This window comes from Mesorhizobium sp. M4A.F.Ca.ET.020.02.1.1, from assembly GCF_004022645.1.
Lineage (GTDB): Bacteria > Pseudomonadota > Alphaproteobacteria > Rhizobiales > Rhizobiaceae > Mesorhizobium.
On sequence record NZ_RZOI01001037.1, the window covers coordinates 1 to 1,574 of the forward strand.

The window sequence follows — 1,574 nt, forward strand, 5'->3', positions numbered from 1 at the left end:
AGGCCGGAGTGTACGGCTTGATCAACGCGGCGATTCAGCCCATTTCGGGTCCATGACCGGCCAGGACAACGACTTCCGCCATCTCGACCGGGCCGGCCGCGCCACCGCGGACGTCGCGCGCAACCCCCGGCTGGTGGTGGCCATGATGGTTGGTGCGGCGGTCATCCTGGCGTGGCTAACGCTTGGCGTCATGGCGATCCGCGGTGCCGAAGGCCGGGTTGCGGGCGCATCGGCCCCGGGCGATTTCATGTTGAAATACCTGCCGCCGCCGCCGCTGCCGGATTTCGTCGATCGCTTTTTCGCGCTTTGCCTGGCGCCGGCGCCGCTTGCCGGCGCAATCGGCGCGCAGGCGCCGGCGCTTATCCTGATGTGGTTCCTGATGGCCGTGGCGACGATGCTGCCGTCCGCCGCGCCGATGATCCGCATCTATTGCGAGATCGCGGACACCGCTCGCATCAGGGGCGAGCCGGTCGTTCACCCGCTGGTCCTGGTCGCGGGCTATCTCTGCATGTGGCTGGCTGGCTCGGCGCTGTTTGCGGCGCTGACGCTCGGCGTCCACGCCTTCGCCTCGTCCGGGCAATTGCTCGATCCGGTCGTTGGCATCGCCGGAGCAGCGGCCTTGCTGGTCGCGGGCCTCTACCAGTTCAGCGGCCTGAAAGAAGCCTGCCTGACGAAATGCCGGAACCCGTTCTCGACCTTGTTCGCAAACTGGAGCGCGAAACCTGGCCGCATCTTCCATCTCGGCATGGAACAGGGCCTGTGGTGCCTGGGCTGCTGCTGGGCGCTGATGCTGGTGATGTTCGCCGTTGGCGCGATGAACATCTTCTGGATGGCGTTGATCGGCCTGTTCACCCTGATCGAAAAACAGACCAGCGGCAGGATGGCAAGCCGGAGTGTCGGTGCGATACTGCTTGTCTGGGGTGCCGCCCTGCTATTAGTTTCGGCGTGAGGGGGAGAGAATTCGATGAAAGACCAAGGCTGGGCAATGAAGGGAGAGCTCGTACTCTCCTGCAATTGCACGGTTTTTTGCCCTTGCGTACTGTCGCTCGGAAGCCATCCGCCGACCGAGGGCTATTGCCAGACCTGGGCCGGATTCCGCATCGACGCCGGCCATTCCGGTGACGTCGACCTCTCCGGCCTCAATCTTGGCCTTGTGATGGAGATCCCTGGCTATATGAGCCGCGGCAACTGGACAGCCGGGCTGTTCATCGATAAGCGCGCCTCCATCCACGCGGTCAAGGCGCTCACCAGGATCTTCACCGGCAAGGCGGGCGGCACCACCGCGTTGCTTGCCATCCTGGTTGGAAAATTCCTCGGCGTCGAGCAGGTGCCGATCACCTATGAGACGCGTGACAAGACGCGTATCTTCCAGATACCGAAGATCATCGACGGGGCGGTGACGCCGATCCCCGGCAAGGACCGCGAAAAGGATACGGTGATCAGCAACTCCGAATACTGGATCGCGCCGGAAATCATCGTGGCGAAGTCCGACAAGAGCAAGATGCGCGCCTTCGGCCGCAACTGGAACTTTGCCGGCCGTTCGGCCGAGATCTGCAAGCTGGACTGGCGGGGGC

Annotated in this window: 2 protein-coding genes; both read left to right on the forward strand. The window is 63.9% G+C overall.

The features are described 5' to 3' along the window. A partial coding sequence (locus EN742_RS34520) for a DUF2182 domain-containing protein (protein WP_245492472.1) occupies positions 1-949 on the forward strand: 949 nt, incomplete at its 5' end. Between the two features lie 15 nt (positions 950-964). Next, a partial coding sequence (locus EN742_RS34525) for a DUF1326 domain-containing protein (RefSeq protein WP_128333846.1) occupies positions 965-1,574 on the forward strand: 610 nt, incomplete at its 3' end.